The organism is Desulfurellaceae bacterium (assembly GCA_021296095.1).
In the GTDB taxonomy this organism is placed as follows: domain Bacteria; phylum Desulfobacterota; class Binatia; order Bin18; family Bin18; genus JAAXHF01.
Map to the genome: position 1 here is coordinate 1 of JAGWBB010000156.1, position 1256 is coordinate 1256.

Genomic DNA, 1256 nt, shown 5'->3' on the forward strand with positions numbered 1-1256 from the left:
CCGCTTGCTGGACGATCTGGACGCCGGCTGGGAATTTTCCCTGGATGAGGAAGCGGCCAAGACCGGACGCTACGAGATCGTCCGCACCGCCGAGCAGCTGCAAGACGTGCTCGACCAGATCCGGGCGGCCAAGACCTACTGCCTGGATACCGAGACGACCGCCCTCAATCCGCTCGATGCCGAGTTGGTCGGGGTCGCCCTGTCGGTCCGCGAAGAACACGCCTGGTATATACCGGTCGGTCATACGGCTGTGGGCGCCGAGTCCCAGCTGCCGCGCCAGACCGTGCTGACCGCCCTGCGCAGCCTGTTTGAGGACGCGTCGCTGTCGCTCATCGGCCAGAACCTCAAATACGACATTCTGGTCCTGGCGCGACACCATGCTGGCCTCGTATCTGCTCGATCCCGCCACCCGGCATAATCTGAACGATCTGGCCTGGGAGCACCTGCACTACAGCATGACCAGCTATGAGGAAGTGACCGACGGAGCCAAAAAGGGCTTTGCCGAGGTAGCGGTTGAGGCGGCGGCCGGCTATTCGGGCGAAGACGCCGATATCACCCTGCGCCTGGCCCAACACCTGTTCCCACGCCTCCACGACGAGGCCATGGAGGAACTGTTCTCCGAGATTGAGCTGCCCCTGGCCCTGGTCCTGGCCCGCATGGAGCTGGCCGGCATTCTGGTCGACCGCGACTTTCTGGCCGGACTGTCGGCCGAGTTCAGCCAGCATCGCGGCCGGCTCGAACACGAAATCTACGAGCTGGCCGGTGAGGAGTTCAACATCGCCTCGCCCCAGCAGCTCCAGCGTATTCTGTTTGACAAGCTGGGCCTGCCGCGCGGCAAAAAAACCAAGACCGGCTCCTCGACCGACTCCTCGGTCCTGGAGGGGCTGGCCGAGCGCTATCCGCTGCCGGCCAAGATCCTGTCCTACCGCGGCTTTGCCAAGCTGCAGAGCACCTATGTGGATGCCCTGCCCAAGCTGATTCGGCCCGATACCGGGCGGATTCATACCTCCTTCAACCAGACCGTCACAGCCACCGGGCGCCTGTCTTCCAGCAATCCGAATCTGCAGAACATCCCGATCCGGAGCGAAGAGGGCCGCCGTATCCGGGCCGCCTTTGTGCCGGCGCCGGGCCACCTGCTGGTGTCGGCCGACTACTCCCAGATCGAGCTGCGGCTGCTGGCCCACCTGAGCCGCGACCCGGTTCTGGTCGAGTCGTTTCGCCGCGGACAAGACGTGCACGCCCGGACGGCGACCGAA

2 protein-coding genes are annotated in these 1256 nt (G+C 64.7%); both read left to right on the forward strand.

Translation table 11 applies throughout. The annotated features are described in order from the left end of the window. Nucleotides 1-418 (forward strand): hypothetical protein (locus J4F42_21945; protein MCE2488186.1); only part of this gene is annotated, 418 nt, incomplete at its 5' end. Beyond that, on the forward strand, nucleotides 378-1256 hold an 879-nt coding region (locus J4F42_21950; protein ID MCE2488187.1), incomplete at its 3' end, for a hypothetical protein. The genes J4F42_21945 and J4F42_21950, both read left to right, overlap by 41 nt.